Source organism: Bordetella sp. 02P26C-1 (assembly GCF_009763255.1).
GTDB lineage: Bacteria > Pseudomonadota > Gammaproteobacteria > Burkholderiales > Burkholderiaceae_B > Bordetella_A.
In genome coordinates this window covers 346491-365561 of the sequence record NZ_WSJB01000018.1, presented here as the reverse complement: position 1 = coordinate 365561, position 19071 = coordinate 346491, and the positions used below count along the sequence as shown (strand labels likewise).

General features: G+C 62.7%; 11 protein-coding genes and 1 pseudogene. 8 read left to right on the top strand and 4 right to left on the bottom strand.

The genetic code is table 11. The features are described 5' to 3' along the window. The 3 genes and pseudogenes from GOQ28_RS18725 to GOQ28_RS11005 all read right to left on the bottom strand — a co-directional run. Nucleotides 1–3665, bottom strand: a pseudogene (locus GOQ28_RS18725) (hypothetical protein); the annotation flags it as partial. Further along, a complete protein-coding gene (locus GOQ28_RS11010; protein WP_160356460.1) occupies nt 3662–4837 on the bottom strand; it encodes a hypothetical protein in 1176 nt (391 codons plus the stop codon). The gene GOQ28_RS11010 and the pseudogene GOQ28_RS18725, both read right to left, overlap by 4 nt. 102 nt (nt 4838–4939) lie before the next feature. After that, nucleotides 4940–7834, bottom strand: a complete 2895-nt coding sequence (locus GOQ28_RS11005) for an autotransporter domain-containing protein (RefSeq protein ID WP_160356459.1) — start codon at nt 7832–7834, stop codon at nt 4940–4942. 270 nt (nt 7835–8104) lie between these two features. On the opposite strand from GOQ28_RS11005, the gene GOQ28_RS11000 reads away from it, so the two are divergent. Next, nucleotides 8105–9442, top strand: a complete 1338-nt coding sequence (locus tag GOQ28_RS11000; RefSeq protein ID WP_160349791.1) for an MFS transporter — start codon at nt 8105–8107, stop codon at nt 9440–9442. 295 nt (nt 9443–9737) lie between these two features. Next, nucleotides 9738–10235 carry a single-stranded DNA-binding protein gene (gene ssb / locus GOQ28_RS10995; RefSeq protein ID WP_160349792.1) on the top strand — a complete coding sequence of 166 codons (498 nt, stop codon included), beginning with the start codon at nt 9738–9740 and terminating at the stop codon, nt 10233–10235. A gap of 93 nt (nt 10236–10328) precedes the next feature. Here ssb and GOQ28_RS10990 read toward each other — a convergent pair whose 3' ends face one another. Next, nucleotides 10329–11336, bottom strand: a complete 1008-nt coding sequence (locus GOQ28_RS10990) for a LysR family transcriptional regulator (protein WP_160349793.1) — start codon at nt 11334–11336, stop codon at nt 10329–10331. 239 nt (nt 11337–11575) lie between these two features. Here GOQ28_RS10990 and GOQ28_RS10985 point away from each other — a divergent pair, with 239 nt between their 5' ends. From GOQ28_RS10985 to GOQ28_RS10960, 6 genes are read left to right on the top strand one after another with little or no spacing between them, the layout of a single operon-like run. After that, nucleotides 11576–12526: an N-carbamoyl-D-amino-acid hydrolase gene (locus GOQ28_RS10985; protein ID WP_160349794.1), complete on the top strand. Its 951-nt coding sequence runs from the start codon at nt 11576–11578 to the stop codon at nt 12524–12526. 12 nt (nt 12527–12538) lie between these two features. Further along, nucleotides 12539–13873, top strand: coding sequence for an amino acid deaminase (locus GOQ28_RS10980; protein ID WP_160356458.1), 1335 nt, complete (start codon nt 12539–12541; stop codon nt 13871–13873). Between the two features lie 36 nt (nt 13874–13909). Continuing rightward, the gene (locus tag GOQ28_RS10975) at nt 13910–15508 is read left to right on the top strand and encodes an ABC transporter substrate-binding protein (RefSeq protein WP_160349796.1); all 1599 of its coding nucleotides are present in this window, start codon (nt 13910–13912) and stop codon (nt 15506–15508) included. Between the two features lie 11 nt (nt 15509–15519). Beyond that, on the top strand, nt 15520–16461 hold the full coding sequence (locus GOQ28_RS10970) for an ABC transporter permease (protein WP_160349797.1): 942 nt from the start codon (nt 15520–15522) through the stop codon (nt 16459–16461). Between the two features lie 13 nt (nt 16462–16474). Continuing rightward, a complete protein-coding gene (locus GOQ28_RS10965; RefSeq protein ID WP_160356457.1) occupies nt 16475–17377 on the top strand; it encodes an ABC transporter permease in 903 nt (300 codons plus the stop codon). Between the two features lie 21 nt (nt 17378–17398). Next, the gene (locus GOQ28_RS10960) at nt 17399–19063 is read left to right on the top strand and encodes a dipeptide ABC transporter ATP-binding protein (protein ID WP_160356456.1); all 1665 of its coding nucleotides are present in this window, start codon (nt 17399–17401) and stop codon (nt 19061–19063) included. Nucleotides 19064–19071: the final 8 nt, after the last annotated feature.

Here is a 19071-nt window from a genome sequence, read left to right as displayed (position 1 = left end):
CGTGTGCGCACGCTACCCGCCACTTCGACCGTGACGCTGCCGCCATCACCAGTTCCGGCGTGCGTTTGCGTCAGGGAACCCTCTGCCGGCGCGGCCCACACCCCGGTGTTCAGGTAACCACCCCCGCCGCCGATGCTCTGGGCGAGTACGCCGTAGGAGCCAATGCCGGCCGTGATAATGCTGCCACTGCTATTGATGGCAACGGCGACCGTGCCGCCGTTGCCGTCGCCCTCCCGGGCGGCGTTAAAGATCTGTGTGCTTTGGTCCGCCCCCAGCACCCGTGTTGCGCCGCCGCCGCCACCCACGCTCTGCGCCAGGATGGCGTGGGAACCGGCATGACTTGTCTCTACGATGCCGGACTGGTTCAACGTGACCTTGCCGCCCGCCCCCACGCCGCCACCCAGGTTCAGCCCGGTCTTGGCGGCGCCTTGGGGGAAATGCGCGACAGAGATGCCGCCGCCACCGCCCACGCTTTGTGCGAGCAGACCAATGCTGCTCTCGCCTGCGGTTTCGATATGTGCGCGGGCTTCCTGCGTTGCCGTGACGTTTCCGCCCATGCCGCCACTTCCGCCGCGCCCTTGCAATGAGACGACCGCGCCGGTCAGCCGGTATGTGGGGCCGGTGGGCCCGTCGTCTCTCGATACGGCAGCCATCTGACTGGCCGCGACGCCGCCACCGCCGCCTATGCTTTGCAAGCGTATCGCGTCGCTCATGATACCGCCGCCCGCTGTCCGCGCGGTGGATTTCCACGTCACGCTGCCCCCGTGTCCGCCCGCGCCCCCGCTGCCGCCCAGGGCGAGCGACATCTGCGCGACCGGCTGGTTCGCCAGGGGGCTCACGTCGTAGAACGCTGAGGCGATCCCGCCCGTCCCACCGCCACCTCCGATACTCTGTACTGTCGCAGCAGCGCGTGTATCGCCGTTTGAGGAGAGGCTGCCGCTGTTGTTGACCGTGGCAGTACCGCCGTTGCCACCGTTGCCGCCACGCGCGCCTACCGTAACCGTGAACGCAAAACCCTCTTCGGGCGGCGACAGGGACCTGATGGCGTCGGTGCCGTCAATGTTTACCCCGCCGTAGACCGCGCCTGCTTGTCCGCCACCCCCGCCAATACTTTGCACCAGGAGCGCGTCGCTCGCCGAGCTGCGTATGACGCCGCTGTGGTCGAGGTGCACGTCACCGCCGTCGCCACCTTGCCCGCCTGATCCGCCGATCGATAGATTGGCGGTGACTTTGCCCGGCGACTGAGTGCTTTCACTGGACGATCCGGCGCCGCCGCCTCCGCCTATGCTCTGCGCGAGTACGCCGGTGCTGCCCATGCCCGATGTCAGGATGACGCCGGTTTGCTTCACCGTTACCTGGCCCCCGTCGCCTCCTGCGCCGCCTGATCCGCCCAGGGTCAGAGATAGACCCAGTGTGCCGCCGGGAGCCGAAGTCGCGGTGGACCCCGCGCGCCCACCGCCACCGCCTATGCTTTGAGCCACCACCGCGCTGCTTTGGCGACCGCGCGTCTCGATCCTGCCGTTCTGGGTCACGGTCACGGTCTTGCCAGCGCCGCCCGCGCCCCCCGAGCCGCCGAGGGTCAGGGAAGCCGAGGCGGTGAAGCCGCCGCCACCGTCGGGCAAAGCGGGGATGGGAGGCCAATCCGGCTGGTTCTTGTCTCCTACTGCACCGCCTATGCCGCCGCCGCCGCCCACGCTTTGGGCCACAAGGCCGTCACTGGCCATGCCCGTTGTTTCGATCCAGCCGCCCGTTCTTTGTGTGATCGTCACCGCGCCGGCGTCCCCGCCGCTGCCCCCGCTACGGCCGAGCGACACAGCGACACTGCCGGTGTCCGCCCGGGTATCTCCGTGGGTCAGGCCACCGCTACCGCCGCCGCCGCCGACACTTTGACCCAGCACACCTGGCGATTGCTTACCTGCCGTTTTGATACTTCCTTGCTGATCCAGCGTCACCGAACCCGCGTTGCCACCCGTACCGCCCCGGCCGCCGATGGCCAGCGATGCCGAAAACGTCTTCAATCCAAAGGCAGCCGATCGCGCCACGGCGGATCCGCCGATGCCTCCGCCGCCCCCCACGCTCTGGATGAGCATGGCCGCGGCATGGTCTCCGGCGGTTTCCAGCTGGCCGGAATTGTGGCTCTGCACCGTGCTCCCGTCCCCGCCGCTGCCGCCGGAACGCCCCAGACCTACAGCGAGCGACGCCGAGGTGAGCGAAATAGAGATGCTGGTCGCATGCGCGGTACCGCCCGATCCCCCGCCACCGCCGATGCTCTGGGCCACCAGCGCGCGCGATCCGTCACCTTTCGTTTTGATAATTTTGTGGTTATTCGCGTCGACGCTGCCGGCATTGCCTCCTACGCCGCCCACGCCGCCGATGGCCGCGGTCGCGTTACCGGAATAGTAGGGCAGCGCGATCGTGCCCAACGCCAGTGCGTTGCCGCCGGCGCCGCCTCCTCCGCCTATGCTTTGCAGCAAGGCCCCATGCGCGTCTGTGCCGTTGGTGAGGATGTCCGCGTAGTTGTTGAAAAAAACTTTACCGCCGTGGCCGGCGCCGCCCGCGCTGCCACCGGTGCCGACCGCGACAAGGCTGATGCCGGCGGTAGTACTGTCGCCGCCCGTGCCTCCGCCGCCGCCAATGGACTGCGCGAGTACGCCGCCCGCGCCGTCGCCTTGGGTTTCAATCCGACCGCGCGTGGTGATGTCCACCGTTGAGCCATGACCGCTGGCGCCCGCTGCGCCCCCCCAGGAGGCGGCCGCGATGGAGACCAAGCCGAGAGCGCCTGCCGTGCCGCCGTCACCGCCGCCGCCGCCGATGCTTTGTGCCACGATGGCCGTGGCGTCGGCGCCTTTGGTCAGTATTGTGCTGTCATTCGTCAGAGAGATGGTGACTCTGCCGCCGTCGCCGCCGGATGCTCCCTTGCCGCCATGGGCGATCGAGGGGATGAGCGTACCGATGGCTGTCGATTGCGTAGCTTTGCCGCCGCCGCCGCCGATGCTTTGGGCATGGATCCCGTAGCCCCCGGCACCGGAAGTCGTAATACGCCCGGCGTTAGAAACATTGACGGTACCCCCGTTGCCGCTGGAATGGCCATTACCACCCAAGGAATACATACCGAAGGCGCTGCCGCCATTGCCACCGCCACCGCCGATACTCTGTGCGACGATGCCGTTGGCCGATTTTCCGCTGGCTGTGATCGTGCCGGCATTTGATACCGTCAGCGCCGCGCCGTTGGCATTCGGACTATTGGAATCGCCGTCGCCACCGATCGCACCCTGTCTAGCGCCGACGCTGGTGCCGCCGTCGCCGCCGATGCTTTGTCCGAACACGCCGTGACTTGCTTCGCCTCGGGTCGTGACCGTCCCCTGATTCGTCAAGTTGACCTCGGAACTGCGACTGTTCGCGCCGCCGTGGCCGCCGACGGCCACTATCGACCGTCCCTTGCCCCCTTCGCCTGCGGCGCCGCCCAGACTGGCGGCATATAGCCCATAGGCATCCGCGCCGGAGGTGTCGATTGTGGCGGCGCTGGTGAGCCGCACGCTGCCGCCGGCGCCGCCTTCGCTGCCGGCGCCACCGCTGTAAAAGACCCCACCCGCTCCACCGTTGCTGCCGCCGCCGCCCCGACTGACAGCTTGCACGCCGTGAGCTGCTTTCCCAGTGGTCGTCACGCGAACACCCCCACCCAGGGTGGCGGTGACGCTGCCGCCGTCGCCGCCTTTGCCCGCCTTGCCGCCACGGGTGATCCCGGAACCACCACCCCAGAACCCGTTGCCCCGTCACTTTGCAGCAGCACGCCGGAGACGCCATCACCCCGCGCGGTAATCTGCACCTTGTCCATCTGGGCGGAGATATTGCCGCCAACACCCCCGTCGCCGCCGTCGGCCCCGTTGAACCAGCTCGATCCCGTCACCTGGCCACCGTCTCCGCCAGCGCTGATCAGAGAAACGCCGCTGCCGCCGCGGGCGATGATGGTCGAAGCCGCGCCATTGGATTTGCCGCTCAGCGCCGCGATGATTTCGCCGCCGTGCCCGCCCGTGCCGGCGCTGCTGCCGGCAGTCTGTATCACGCCGCCGCTGATATTGCCGCCCACCCCTCCTCTGGAGCTTGCGGTGATGCCCGAGCCGGTCGCATCGATACTGCCGCTAAAGCCCAGCGACATCTGGCCGCCGGCCCCGCCAGAACTGGCTGACCAACGGATGCCCGCCGCTTCAAAGCCGCTGCCGCCCTTGCCACCGGTGCTTCGTACCTGCAGGCCATCCGCCCCTCTACCATACGTTGTCACCGACGCATTATTTAAACTGACGCCGAGCATACCGCCGCTGCCGCCGCCCGTTCCTCCTTTCATTCGTGAGCCGCTGTTGCCGCCCGTTGCCGTGACGGCAATGCCATGACCCGTGGCAGAGGCATTGCCCTGTGTGACCGAGCCCGCCACTTCGAGCGCGATTCTTCCCACGCTGCCGCCCATGGAACCGGCGCTGTCCCAGATGATGCCATCGTGACCGTCGCCCCCCTTGCCGGCGCGGGCAGTGAGGGCGATCGCCGCGGCGACATAGCTTTGCGTATTGATTGATTGATTCGAGGCCAGGGTATAGGCCAAATCCTTGGGGGAGCCACCCCGGGTCGAGCTTCGGAACCTGCTGGCATTGCGACCCTCGGAGCCGCTGACTTCCAGGGAAACGGGCGCCACCGCCTGCTGCGCATGCCCGATCGCGGGCAGTGTCAGCCAGGCCGCGAGAGTTGCGGTGATCAGCGCCGGTGACCGTGACGACGATGCATGGGCGTCTTCGGTCAGACCGAGGGCATAGGGCGCCATGGGAGCATTTTTCTTATGGGTTTTCACGTGGATTTTCCGAATGGCAGAGAACGCGGCACCGCCCAAAAGCGGCGCACTACGACAGAAAAGGTGTGTGGATGACGGCGGTCGAAAGTGGATCGTCAGCGCTTAGAAACGCCAGCGCGCGTTTAGCGATAGACCTTGATCGCTGGTGCGTTGGCCGAATTGCCCTTGGTAGGAAACGTTCAGCGAGGCGTGCTCGCTGTGATGCCAGGTCAGGCCTGTCTGCACGGCCAAAGCGTCTCGCGCCACCGGCAGGCCCGCAGTCGTGAAGGACGCGCCCGGCTGGAAACTCATCGACGTTTTAGGCGTCGTGCCACCCAAGGCATGGATCCAACCCAGGCTTGCGTCCAACCCCAGGGTGGAACGATTCGCAAGCGTCCATTGGGTGCCTGCGCGCAGGCCCAAGGTGGTAAATCCCAGATCGAAGCTGCTGCGTTTGCCACGCAGGCCCGCAGCGCCGCTTTCATCGAAGCTGTCGGCGCGGGTGTGGACGTAGGCCAGGCTGGCAAAGGGTTCTAGCGTCGTGGCGCCGAGAGTGGCCGTGGTCGCGAGTTCGATAAACGCCTGGGCGCTGCGTGCGTCATAGTCCGCCTTGACGCGCGGTGAGCCTTCCAAGGCGCTACGGCGGCTATCGATCTGATGCCAGCTGTAGGCCGCGCCATAGCGCAGATTGGCCACGCCCATGCCGCTGCTGCCGTAGGCTCCCAAGGTGTAGCTGTCTATCTTGGCGTTGGCATTGCGCGAGCTAACATCAGCGCTGGAATGGCCGAATCCGAATGCCACCCCCAGGCGCGTGTGTGGGGTGACGTCGGTGTCCACGCCAAATATCGCGCCGTTGTAGTGGTTACGCAGCCCCCCGGCATTACCGTCGCTGCTCAGATGGGCACGCGAGCCGGTATAACGGCCCCAGACATCGACGCCCGCGCCCGCTTGGGCCAGCCGGCTGCGATCGGTCAGGGCGTCTCGGGTGATCGCGGACTGTGTCGTCAGCACCCCCAATAGACTGGGATGCAGATCGCCAGAGAGGCGATCCATGGCGCGGCGCGCCGCTGCCGCGTCGGTCGACATGATCAGGTTGTCGAACACGGCGTTGCCGGCGCTTAATCCGTCCATGCCGCCGCCCACCGCGCGCTGATTGCGCGACGTCCCTACGCTGCCAAAGCCGCCTTCTTGACGATCGACCGACAGTGCCAGCGTATTGCCCAGGACGACGGTATTCAAACCGATGAAAATATAGTCATTCGGCACTTGATCGAACGCGCCCGCCACGCCGCCCTGGGTCTGAATCACGGCGAACTGCTTATCGACGGTATGCGGCGAAATGCCCTGGACCTGCAGAGTGCCGCCTTGCACCTCGGCGGTGCCGCTGACACGCAGTTGCGTACTATCGCCCTGGTCCGTGATCGAGGCCAACAGGGTAGAACCCGTGAGCTGCTGATAGTTGCCGTTGACCGTCATCGTGGCGATCGATCCATCCGCGGCCGCCGGTGCGATGGTCCCTGCCACGCGCGTGCTGCCTACCGTGCCGTTGCCGGTCAGCAGCGCATCGGGCTCTACCAGTACTGAGGAGCTGGCGATGCTGCCACTGACGCGCAGTGCACCACCCGCGATGGTCGTGTCGCCGGAATAGCTGTTATTGCCCGCCAGAGTCAGTAGCCCAGCGCCGCGCTTGGTTAAACCACCGCTGCCGCTAATGTCGCCCGACCACGTGGAATTGAAGCCTTGCGTGTTGACGTCGAATAGGGGGGCGAAGCCTTCCGCACCGAATTGGCCCGGGCCCAGGATGGCGCGGCCCAGGTCCAGTAAGCCCCGTCCGTAGGTGGCGCGGTCTGCATAGTCGCCGGCGCGGTCCGTGGTGGTTAACAGCACCTCAATCGTCTGGCTGGCCGTCAGATACGGGAACGCGCCGCGCAATACCGCGGCCGATCCCGCAATTAAGGGTGCCGCCATCGACGTGCCCGACATGACGTCGTATCCGCCGGGGACGGTGGACAGGATGCCCTCATCAACTTCATCCTCCCCGTTGCCGCCGGGCGCGGCCATGCACCATTGCCAGGCGACGCCGCAGCGATTGCTGTAGGCGGCGATCTTGCCGTCGGGGCCCACTGCGACTGCAGCGATTAACTTGTCTTGCAGATGCGAGTAATCCAGATGAGCGACGCGTGGATCGTTGTTATCCAGATAGACGAAGGTCGAGGGGTCTTTGATATCGGGTATGTTGTCTTCACCGCCCCGGATGTACTGGTAAACGCCCGAATTACGGTTTTCTGGACGGATATACGGCAGGATCGCAAGCCCCGTGGGGTTGGCGGAGGCCAAGGGTTGTTCCTGGTACTCGTTGCCGGCGGCGAACACCATCAGGACATCGGCTTCGGCCGCTGCCGCGACCGCCTCGTATTGGGGCAGATCGTCCGCGGCACCCGTATCATCATTGAAAAGCAGAATCTGATAGGGCATCAGCTGATACGTGGGGTTGAGCTGTCCTGTCTCGCGATCCCAGCGAGGGGGAATTGCGGGCGGACCATAACTGCCATTGACGACTTTCAGTTTTAGCTGCGCCGCGTACCGCAGGGCCTTGACGCTGACCGTGTCGTCGTCGTCATCCTCATCGTCGTCGTCCTCACGACCCCCGATCGCTTGCATGGCAAGCAAGGTCGAGTCGTAGGCCACGCCATACATGGGGCCCGTGTTCAAGCCGGCGCCAATGATGCCGGACACGTGCGTGCCATGGCGGCCGGGGTCCGTGACAGGTTGTCCGGGGTCTATGAAATTCATCGACCTGGGATCTACCCGCCCCCGGAAGGCGGGGTGGTGCATGTCCAGACCGGAATCGATCACGCCCACGATGATGTCCTTGCCCGTATAGCCCAAAGCATGTGCGACGTCGGCATTGACCATCTGCAAATTCCAGGGGACCTGCGCGATCGCCGGACCGCTGCCGATGGCCAGGCACAGCGCTGCGTAAATACGCGTCAATCCAAGGGGGGGGCGAGTGGGCATGCCGGACTCCTGCAATTACAAATTTCGAACGAATTTCGAAAGGTAACTGCTGCGCTGACATCCGGCGTTTAAATGCGGGGCGGGTCCGGCGAAGGATCCCGGCGAAAACTAAACATCTGTTAAACGCTCGTTACAGCTGTACAGACATGTGGCGAGCAAGGGCAGGGCAGCAGCTGCGGGCTTGCGGTGGGCGTGGACATAGGCGTACCCTTGGTTCGAGTCGAACATCGTTGGTTAGGTGTATCCCAAACATCCTTTGCGAGCCCGTCCATGACGACCACGACGCATTACCCCGGCCCTCTTCCCTCCGCGCCTGGCGCAGCTCCCGCCGACGGCCACGGCGGTCACGCCAAAGTCGCTCCCGGCGAGATCGCGGTAGGGGTCGTGGTCGGCCGCGCCTCGGAATATTTCGACTTCTTCGTGTTTGGAATCGCCTGCGTGCTGGTGTTTCCCCGCGTGTTGTTCCCGTTCGAGGGGCCGCTACAGGGCACGATCTGGTCGTTTGTTATTTTTTCTTTCGCATTTATCACCCGGCCGATTGGCACTGCGGTATCGATGGCCATCCAGCGGCGCTGGGGGCGGGCGACCAAGCTGACCATTGCCTTGTTCACCTTGGGAACCGCCACAGTCGGCATGGCGTTCGTGCCGAGCTATGACGCGATCGGGCCTTATTCCATCTTGTTGCTATCGCTCTTTCGCTGCATACAGGGGGTGGCGTTCGGCGGCTCTTGGGACGGATTGCCGTCGTTGCTCGCGTTAAATGCACCGCCGAACCGGCGCGGCTGGTACTCGATGCTCGGTCAACTGGGCGCGCCGGTCGGTTTCGCCGTCGCCAGCGCGTTGTTCCTGTTCTTGCACATCACCCTGACCGAGGCGGACTTTTTGGCCTGGGGCTGGCGTTATCCTTTCTTTGTGGCCTTTGCTATCAACGTGGTGGCGCTATTCGCGCGGCTGCGCTTGGTGGTGACGGAGGAATACACACAGCTATTGGAAGAGGGCGAGCTCGAACCCATCGGTGTGGGGGAAATGGTGCGCGAGCAGGGCTACAACATCTTTATCGGGGCATTCGCGGCCTTGGCCAGCTATGCGCTCTTTCATCTCGTGACCGTATTCCCGTTGTCTTGGATCGCGATCAAGGCCTCTCAGGAAATCCCGCAGGTGCTGATTGTGCAGATCGTGGGGGCGTTCCTCTGCATCCTAGGGGTGATCTTCTCGGGCATGCTGGCTGACCGCATTGGGCGCCGCACGACGCTGGGCGTCATGGCAGTGGCGATCAGTCTCTTTGCGTTGATGACACCGTGGCTGCTCGATGGGGGCCCCAGCGCGCAGAATGTGTTCATTCTGCTGGGGTTTGTGTTGCTGGGGCTATCGTACGGGCAGGCTTCCGGGACGGTGACGGCTAACTTTATCCGCCGCTATCGTTACACGGGCGCGGCGCTGACCACCGATATGGCGTGGCTGGTGGGCGCGGCGTTCGCGCCGCTGGTCGCGCTAGGGCTTTCCGTGCGGTTCGGCTTGGTGGCTGTAAGCGTTTACTTGCTCTCCGGGACCATCTGCACGTTGTTGGCCCTGCGTATCAACAAGGCCCTGGAAACGTCTCGGGACTGAAGCCTCACAGGGCAGGCGTGTGTGCTGGCGCTGAAGTCCGAGCGATCCGCTACGGGGTGTGACTTTTTGCTCTCACCGGCCCGGTAAAATGCTGCCGACGTGCGGTAAGCTTACGGTATCGCAATGGGGTACATGGGCAGGACACCAGATCCGCCGACAGCATCCCCAGCACTTTACGAGTCAGAAACTCCGAATCGTAGCTTCTACATTCGTTCAGTCCTGGCTATTTCGGAAATTCAGCAATTCATGTCCGCAGGGTATCTATCCGCCCCGGACGGCAGAGGAAATCGTCAATATGGCATCGGTCAATAAAGTCATTCTCGTCGGCAATTTGGGGCGCGACCCCGAAGTGCGTTACAGCCCGGATGGCGCGGCCATTTGCAACGTATCCATCGCCACCACTTCGCAATGGAAGGACAAGGCCAGCGGCGAGCGCCGCGAGGAAACGGAATGGCATCGCGTGGTCATGTATAACCGGCTGGCCGAAATCGCTGGCGAATATCTGAAGAAAGGCCGCTCGGTCTACATCGAAGGCCGTTTGAAAACCCGCAAGTGGCAGGATAAAGACACGGGCGCTGATCGTTACAGCACCGAAATCGTCGCGGACCAGATGCAAATGCTCGGCGGCCGCGAAGGCGGCGAGGGCGGCTACGGTGGCGGCAGCTACGACGAAGGCGCACCGCGTCAACAACAGCGCGCACCGGCGCAGCGCCCGCAGGCTCAGCGTCCGGCAGCGCCCGCGGCGGCTCCGGCGGCGAATCTGGCGGATATGGACGACGATATTCCGTTCTGACCCCCCCGGCGCGCGGTCGCTTTAGTTCGCAGCGAGCGCCCATGGTGTTGCATCAACAAAAGCCCGTCTCTTCTGAGGAGACGGGCTTTTTGATTACAGACCTGAACCCATCATCCGTAACTGCGGCGACGCACATCGCGCGTTGGCCGCCGCAGCTTGCGCGAAATGCTGATCGCGTCTTTGGCGAAAGGCATTGGCTTCGCTCAAGATCCATTCCAACAACGCGGCGATGGGAGCCGAGGCCTGGTGGTGCGTGGCAAAGAAGTACGATGCCGGCGACGGCGCGAACAGGCCGAACACATCGACCAGCCGGCCGGCCAGAACGTCCTCGAACACCACCGCCGCACGGCCGATCGCGATGCCTTGTCCAGCCATCGCGGCGCCCACCGCTAATTGAGACAAATTAAAGCGCTGGCCTTGATGCAGATCGGGCAGCGCCACGCCGGCATGTCCCAGCCACGTTCGCCATTCGACGTGGGCGGGAGCCCCTTGCCAGGCGGCGTCGTCGTGCAGCAGGATGCCGGGGCGCAGGTCCTGAGGGCGTTGGATCTCCGGATGCATCGCGAGGAAGTCAGGGCTGGCGACCGGAAATATCCATTCATCCAGCACCTTCGCGCTCGTGCCGGGCGCCGCCTGCTCGGGGACGAAACTGATGATCGCATCCACGTTCTTGCCTGATGGCGCTGTGTAATCCAGCGACTGCACCTCGGCCTGTATGCGCAGGGGGATATCGGGATGGCAGCGAAAAAACTCGCCCATGCGCGGCATCAGCCACCGCATGGCGAACGAGGGGGCGCAAATCATCTCCATCGGGGCCACTACGCGCCGATGCCGGATCTCGTCGATGACGGCGTCCATGCCGTGAAACGCGTCGCTCACTACCTGCCGCAAGCGTTCGCCGTCGGAGGTGAGCGCGATATCGCGTGGCAGACGCTTTAGCAGCGCAACGTCGAGCCAGCCTTCGAGCTGTTTGATCTGCTGACTGACCGCGCCCTGCGTGATATGCAACTCCTGCGCGGCGCGGGTAAAGCTGCCACAACGCGCGACCGCTTCGAAGCAGCGTAGCCAGGTTAATAGCGAGGGAGAGAAGCGCGTCTTCATGTTTTTACAGGCGGGTCGATACGTCGCTCACCAGTCTGGTGCGGATTGGTATAAATCGGTGCACGAAAAACCCTCATGACGGTGCAGAAAATCGCTAAGCAGCTAGCCTGCCGTTTTTCTCGCTGTGGGATTAGCGACGCTAATAGTGCGGGCAAGTATAAGTCGTTTGTTTGCCGATTTAATCGCGGCGACTATAGCGCCATCACCGACCAATTCAGGTCGACGTCACGGAGATAAGGATGGCACGGCATATCACGATAGGCGCGGCGCAACTTGGCCCAATCGCCAAAGACGAAAGCAGGCAAGCAGTGGTGGAGCGATTGATCGCATTACTGCGTCAGGCCAAAACGCGCGGTTGCGAATTTGTGGTGTTTCCGGAGCTCGCGCTGACGACGTTCTTTCCGCGTTGGCTGATCGAGGAAGGTCCAGAGCTCGATAAGTGGTATGAAACCGAAATGCCCAATGCGGCCACGCAACCCCTGTTCGACGAGGCCCGCAGCCTGGGCATTGGGTTTTACATTGGCTACGCCGAATTAACGATCGAAGACGGTCAGAAGCACTACTACAACACCTCGATTCTGGTGGGCGCCGACGGGGAAATCATCGGCAAATATCGCAAGGTCCATTTGCCTGGCCATAAAGAGCCACAGCCTGGACGCGACAGCCAGCATCTGGAAAAACGCTATTTCGAGCCCGGCAATCTGGGCTTTCCCGTGTGGGATGCATTCGGTGGCGTGGTCGGCATGTGCCTGTGCAATGACCGCCGCTGGCCAGAGACCTACCGCGTCATGGCGCTGCAAGGCGCCGAGCTGATCGTTCTGGGCTACAACACGCCGAACGATCACACCGGTGATGGCGCGGTGGATTGTCTGAGCAATTTCCATAACCATCTGGCCATGCAGGCTGGCGCCTATCAAAACAGCACGTGGGTGGTGGGCGTGGCCAAGTGCGGCCTGGAAGAGGGCTCGCTCATGATCGGCCAGAGCGCCATCATCGCACCGTCTGGCGAAATCGTTGCTATGGCAACCACGCTGGAAGACGAACTCGTCACCGCACGCTGCGATCTGGACATGAGCAAGGTCTACCGCGAAACGTTCTTCGATTTCGCGCGCCACCGCGAGCCGCAGCACTATGGCTTGATTGTCGAGCGTAAAGGCGTAGGTCCGGCGCTGAACAAAAAGCCGGCCTGAGCGGATATGACGATGAGCGCACACAGCTCGAATTCATCGACCGCCGGGCGCCCGCATGCGCCCCTGGATGTCTGCGTCAAGGGCATGCCGGGTTCGATCGGCACGCTACCGATCGAAGACATCGCCAAGCAGGGCTGGAATGTTTTGCGCGAGGACCTGCCGCTGCCGCTGGCGGTCATCCGCGAGGATGCCTTGCGGCACAACAGCGACTGGATGGGCCGGTTCCTGCAAGAGCGCGGATCGATCTTCGCGCCCCATGGCAAGACGACCATGAGCCCGCAGTTGTTTGATTTGCAGCTCGCCGACGGTGCCTGGGGCATCACGCTGGCGACCTGCCATCAGGTGCAGGTGGCGCGCGCGTTCGGCATCAAGCGCATCGTATTGGCCAATCAGTTAGTGGGCAAGCAGGCCGTCGCCTTCATCCTGCAGGCGCTGCGCGAGGATGCCGAGTTCGATTTCTATTGTCTGGTCGATGATGCCTCGCAGGTCAGGGCGCTGGCGCAGGCGGTGCAGGCCAGCGGCATTGACCGGCCGCTACAGGTGCTGTTGGAAGTCGGCTATGCCGGGGGTCGCACAGGCTGCCGTGACGATGCGAGCGTGCAGGCAGTCATGGAAGCGTTAAAGCAAGCCTCGCCTTATCTGGCGTTGCGCGGCGTGGAAGGGTTCGAGGGACTGATCAAGCCGCGACCCGATCAGGATATCGAAACGCAAGTCGCTGCCTTCCTGCAGCGGATGGTGGCCACCGTGCAAGCTTGCGAGAGCGCCGGCATATTCGCCGACGGCCCGGTGCTGCTCAGCGCCGGAGGATCGTCTTTTTATGATCTGGTCACGCAGCATTTTTCTGCGCTGAATCTGTCGCGCGAACATCTGGTGTTGACGCGCAGCGGTTGCTATCTGACGCATGACGCGCATCTGTATAAGCAGGCGTTCGCGCGCCTGCAGGAACGCAGCCCTGATGTGCGCGAGCTGGGCGATGGGCTCAAGCCCGCCTTGGAAGTCTGGGCTTATGTGCAGTCGCGCCCGGAACCCGGCAAGCTCATTGCCAATTTGGGCAAGCGTGATATTTCGCCAGACCATATGCCGCCGGTGACAGCATGGTTTCGCCCATCGGCCGATGCGGGCTCGCCCGACGTCTCTCGGGTGGCTGCCTTGCCGGCCGGCCACATCGTCACGCAGTTGGACGATCAGCACTGCCATATGACCGTCCCGACCGATTCGCCGTTGCAGGTGGGCGATATGGTGTGTTTTGGCATCTCGCATCCTTGCCTGACCTTCGATAAGTGGGAAGCCATCATGATGGTGAATCGCCACTACGACATCGTAGGCGCGGTACGTACATATTTCTGAGCAGTAATCATTCGTTTGATACAAGGGGAATAAAGCATGGCAAAACCGCATTCGATGACTCTGCATGCGCTGCGCGTGGCGCTGATGGCGGGTACCGCGCTGGGCGCGGGCGTCTTCGCACCGGTACAGGCGCAGACCGTTACGGCCGTGATGCATGCCGGCTTGCGTTCGCTCGATCCCGTCATCACCACGGGCTATATCGTGCGCAACCACGGCTACATGGTGTATGACACGCTGTTCTCGCTGGACGCGGATAACAAGATCCAGCCACAGATGCTGGAATCCTGGCAGGCATCCGACGATGGCAAGACCTATACGTTCGTGTTGCGCGATGGACTGAAATGGCACGATGGCGCGCCGGTCACCGCGGCCGATTGCGTGGCCTCGATCAAGCGCTGGGCATCGCAAGACAAGATGGGCCAGATGATGGCCGCCATGATGTCCGGGATCGAAGCCGTCGATGGCAAGACGTTCAAGATGACGTTTAACGAGCCCACCGATATCGCCATCCGCGCCCTGGCCAAGCCCAGCGCGATCCCCGCTTTTATGATGCCCGAACGCGTGGCCAACACCCCGGGTTCGCAAGCCATCAAGGAAACCATCGGCTCTGGTCCCTTCCGCTTCGTGACCGAAGAGTACAAGCCCGGTGTGCAAGTGGTGTATGAGAAGAACACCGACTACGTGCCTCGCAAGGAGCCGGCCAGTGGTCTGGCGGGCGGTAAAGTCGTGAAGGTCGACAAGGTCAAATGGGTGACCATGCCCGATCAGATGACGGCCGTGAACGCCCTCATCAACAACGAAATCGACTTTATTGAGCAGACGCCGTACGACCTGCTGCCCATGTTGGAAAACAATGAAGACATCACGTTGAATGTGATGCCTTCCCAAGGTGGTCAATCGGAAATCCGCTTTAATTTCGAACAGCCCCCATTCAACAACAAGCTGATCCGTCAGGCCGCGCTCCTGGCCGTCGACCAAAAGGAAGTGCTGCAGGCGCAGATCGGTAATCCGAAGTACTTCCAGACGTGCCCGGCCGTGTTTGGTTGCGGTGGTCCGTACGAAAGCGATATCGGTGGCGATAAGCTCGTCAAGGGCAATCCGGAAAAAGCCGCCGCGCTGCTCAAGGAAGCCGGCTACGACGGCACCCCGGTCGTGATCCTGATGCCCTCGGATAACCCGACCACGGCGCCCATCATGCAGGTCACGGCGCAGCAGTTGCGCAAGGCCGGCTTCAAGGTCGATCTGCAAGCCATGGATTGGCAGACCGTACTGAACCGCCGTGCCTCGCACGAGCCGGCATCCAAGGGCGGCTGGAACATTTTCGGCACGTTTACTGTCGTGCCTGACATCCGGGATCCGCTGTCCTTCATGGGCGTGGCCGCTAATGGCACTAAGGCCTGGTTCGGCTGGCCCGATGTGCCGGAGATCGAAAAGCGCCGTGCCGAGTTCGCGCGTACGAATGACCCGGCAACGCTCAAGCGCCTGGCCAATGAGATCCAGGAACTGGTGATCGACGAAGGCGTCATCGTGCCGTTGGGTCAGTTCTCGAACCTCAACGCCACTGGCAAGCAGATCAAAGGCGTGATCAATGGTCCAGTTCCGGTGTTCTGGAATCTTGAGAAAACCGGTAAGTAAGTGAGTCCGCGATGCCCAGATTTCTATTAAAGCGCCTGCTTTCCGCCATCCCCGTGCTGGTGATGGTTGCCATCATCGTGTTTGCGATGTTGCGTCTGACGCCCGGAGATCCCGCCACCATTATCGCGGGTGACGGGGCAACCTCAGCGCAGATCGACGAGATCCGCAAAGCCATGGGCCTGGATAAGTCCATCCTGGATCAATTCGTGATCTGGGTGGGTCAACTGGCGCAGGGAAATCTGGGCACGTCCTTGATATCAGATGCGCCGGTATCGAGCCTGATCGCCGATCGCATGGGGCCGTCCATCGCGTTGGCGCTCTCGACCATCGTGTTCACCGTGCTGGTGGCGATTCCCCTCGGTGTCGTCGCGGCTTGGCGGCAGGGCAAGCTGCTCGATCGCGCCATCATGGCCGGGTCGGTTGTTGGGTTCTCGGTGCCGGTGTTCATCATCGGGTATGTGTTGATCCTGGTGTTCTCCATGCAGTTGGGCTGGTTTCCCGTTCAAGGCTATAAGCCGCTATCCGAAGGACTCTGGCCGTTCGCGCAGCGGCTAATCCTGCCCACGCTTGCGCTGAGCACCGTGTATGTCGCGTTGATCGCCCGCATCGTGCGCACCAGCGTCATCGAGGTCATGCAGGAAGACTTCATCCGCACGGCACGCGCCAAGGGCTTGCGCGAAAGCGGCGTGTTGCTGCGACACGCCCTAGGCAATGCAGCCGTGCCCATCGTCACCATCATCGGGGTGAGTATCGCGATGCTCATCGGTGGCGTGGTGGTCACCGAATCCGTATTCAACATTCCGGGTCTAGGCCGTCTGGTTGTCGATGCCGTGCTAGCGCGCGACTATCCCGTGATCCAGGCCATGATTCTGCTGTTTTCGCTGGTCTATGTCGGTATCAATCTGGTGATTGACCTGTCCTACACCATTCTTGATCCGCGCATTCGTTATTAAAGGGGCGACCAACATGTCTGCTACGACTTCCACGCTGCCGCCGCCCGCGGGCGCCGCGGTTGAGGCGGCCCCCGGTTCCTCGGTGCTGGGGCAGTTAAAGACCACCATGTCGGCCTGGCCGGCGATGCTGGCCATCATTCTGCTGAGCCTCATTGTGTTTGGCGCGATCTTCGCCCCATGGCTGGGAACGGTCGATCCGACCTTGATGGACCCGGCAATGCGCCTGAAAAAGATGTCAGCCGAGCATTGGCTGGGTACAGACGCGTTCGGGCGCGATGTGTATTCGCGCACGCTGTATGGCGCTCGCGTATCGCTGATCGTTGGACTGGGTGCCGTCGTGGCCAGTCTGGTGGTGGGCCTGGCGCTAGGCGTGGTGGCGGGGTACTTCCGTCGGGCCGATGCGCTCATCATGCGTTTCCTGGATGGCGTGATGGCGATCCCTGGTATCTTGCTCGCGATTGCACTGGTGTCCTTGTCTGGCGCGAGTCTGTTTACCGTCTTGGTGGCGATTTCCATCCCCGAAATCCCACGGGTGGCGCGGATGGTGCGCAGTGTGATTCTGTCGGTGCGAAATGAACCCTATGTCGAGGCCGCCATCTCGATGGGCACGCGCGTGCCAGTGCTGATGGTGCGTCATATGTTGCCCAACACCTATGCGCCGCTCATTGTGCAAGGCACCTATATTTTTGCGGCTGCGATTCTGACTGAGTCGATTCTCAGCTTCCTGGGCGCCGGTATTCCTCCGGAGATTCCGTCATGGGGCAACGTGATGTCCGAGGGCCGCAAATACTTTCAGATGCTGCCTGGCCTGATTCTGTACCCCGGCCTGCTGCTGTCCTTTACCGTGCTGAGTGTGAACATCCTGGGCGACGCCCTGCGTGATGCGCTCGACCCGCGTTTTTCGCGCCGTATGTGATCGTCTGAAAGGAGTCGCATCATGACAACCCAAACCTCTGACCATCACAAGAACGACACCGCACCCGCATTGAAGATATCCGGCCTGACCGTGCAGGCGGGCAGTGGTGCCTCGCGCCGCAACGTGGTGGAAAATATCTCCTTCGAAGTCTATCCCGGCGAAACCTTGTGCGTGGTGGGCGAGTCCGGATCGGGCAAGTCCGTGACCTCTCTGGCCTCGATGGGCTTGCTGCCCAAAGGGGTGTTGAAAGCGACGGGCGGCAGCATCATGCTGGGTCCCGACGATGTATTGAAAGCCTCGCCCGAGCAACTGCGCGCGATGCGGGCATCGCGCATCGCCATGGTGTTCCAGGAACCCATGACGGCGTTGAATCCGGTGCAAAAGGTCGGCAAGCAGATCGATGAGGTGCTGCGTCTGCATAGCCGCCTGAGTGCGGCCGAGCGGCGCAAGCAGGTGCTGGATATGATGCAGGCCGTGCACTTGCCGGACATCGAGCGCGTCTACAACTCCTATCCGCACCAGTTGTCTGGCGGACAGCGTCAGCGCATCGTGATCGCCATGGCCTTGATCATGAAGCCACAGGTCTTGATCGCCGATGAACCCACCACGGCGCTGGATGTCACGACGCAAAAACAGATTCTTTCGTTGATTCGCGAACTGCAGCAGCGTCAGCGAACGGCTGTCGTTTTCATCACCCATGACTTTGGCGTGGTGTCCGAAATCGCTGACCGTATCGTGGTGATGAATCGGGGCAGCGTGGTCGAGACCGGCACGCGGGATCTGATTCTCGCGCAGCCCACACAGGCGTATACGCGTATGCTGGTGTCGTCGGTACCGAGTCTGGTGCCACAGCAACGACCCGCGCCCGATGGCGAAAAAGTGCTGGAAATTATCGGTCTGGACAAGACCTATCAGGAAAAGCCGTTATTCGGCGCTGGCCGCATCGTCGCCGCTGCCAGCAATGTGGCGCTGACCGTGCGGCGCGGCGAGATCACCGGTGTGGTGGGCGAATCCGGATCCGGAAAATCGACCGTGGCGCGCTGCGTGGTGCGATTGATCAAGCCGACGGGCGGATCCATTTTCTTGAATGACGAAGACATTGTGCGCATTTCCGAGACCGAAATGCGCCAGCGCCGCACACGGGTGCAGATGATCTTCCAGGACCCGTACCGTTCATTGAACCCGAGGCGTCCCGTGGGCGAATCGCTGACCGAAGGGTTGATCAATTTTGGCGTGCCGGTGTCCGAGGCGCGCCATCGCGCGGCCGAGGCGCTGGAACTCGTTGGCCTGAGCCGCGATGTGATGCAACGCTATCCCCATCAGTTCTCCGGTGGTCAGCGTCAGCGCCTGTGCATTGCGCGCGCCGTCGTGATGGAGCCGGACCTGCTGGTGGCGGACGAAGCGGTTTCGGCGCTCGATGTGTCCGTTCAGGATCAGGTGCTCAAACTGCTGGAGGAAATCCGTGTGCGAACGGGCGTGGGCATCCTTTTCATTACCCACGACTTGCGCGTGGCTGCGCAAATCTGCGACAGCATTGTGGTGATGCAGAAGGGACGCGTGGTCGAGTCAGGTCCTGCTTCACAAGTGTTGACCGCACCGCAGCAGCCGTATACCCGCGCGCTGATCGAGGCGGCGCCGGGACGTGACTGGGATTTCCGCAATTTCTGCGCGTTGCGGGCGGCTTAACGGCCAGC

What these genes read in the sequence shown, in the direction of transcription:
- ssb (WP_160349792.1), top strand. Translation starts at nt 9,738, where the DNA reads ATGGCATCGGTCAATAAAGTCATTCTCGTCGGCAATTTGGGGCGCGAC.
- GOQ28_RS10975 (WP_160349796.1), top strand. Translation starts at nt 13,910, where the DNA reads ATGGCAAAACCGCATTCGATGACTCTGCATGCGCTGCGCGTGGCGCTG.
- GOQ28_RS10965 (WP_160356457.1), top strand. Translation starts at nt 16,475, where the DNA reads ATGTCTGCTACGACTTCCACGCTGCCGCCGCCCGCGGGCGCCGCGGTT.
- GOQ28_RS10985 (WP_160349794.1), top strand. Translation starts at nt 11,576, where the DNA reads ATGGCACGGCATATCACGATAGGCGCGGCGCAACTTGGCCCAATCGCC.
- GOQ28_RS10970 (WP_160349797.1), top strand. Translation starts at nt 15,520, where the DNA reads ATGCCCAGATTTCTATTAAAGCGCCTGCTTTCCGCCATCCCCGTGCTG.
- GOQ28_RS11000 (WP_160349791.1), top strand. Translation starts at nt 8,105, where the DNA reads ATGACGACCACGACGCATTACCCCGGCCCTCTTCCCTCCGCGCCTGGC.
- GOQ28_RS10990 (WP_160349793.1), bottom strand. Translation starts at nt 11,336, where the DNA reads ATGAAGACGCGCTTCTCTCCCTCGCTATTAACCTGGCTACGCTGCTTC.
- GOQ28_RS11005 (WP_160356459.1), bottom strand. Translation starts at nt 7,834, where the DNA reads ATGCCCACTCGCCCCCCCCTTGGATTGACGCGTATTTACGCAGCGCTG.
- GOQ28_RS10980 (WP_160356458.1), top strand. Translation starts at nt 12,539, where the DNA reads ATGAGCGCACACAGCTCGAATTCATCGACCGCCGGGCGCCCGCATGCG.
- GOQ28_RS10960 (WP_160356456.1), top strand. Translation starts at nt 17,399, where the DNA reads ATGACAACCCAAACCTCTGACCATCACAAGAACGACACCGCACCCGCA.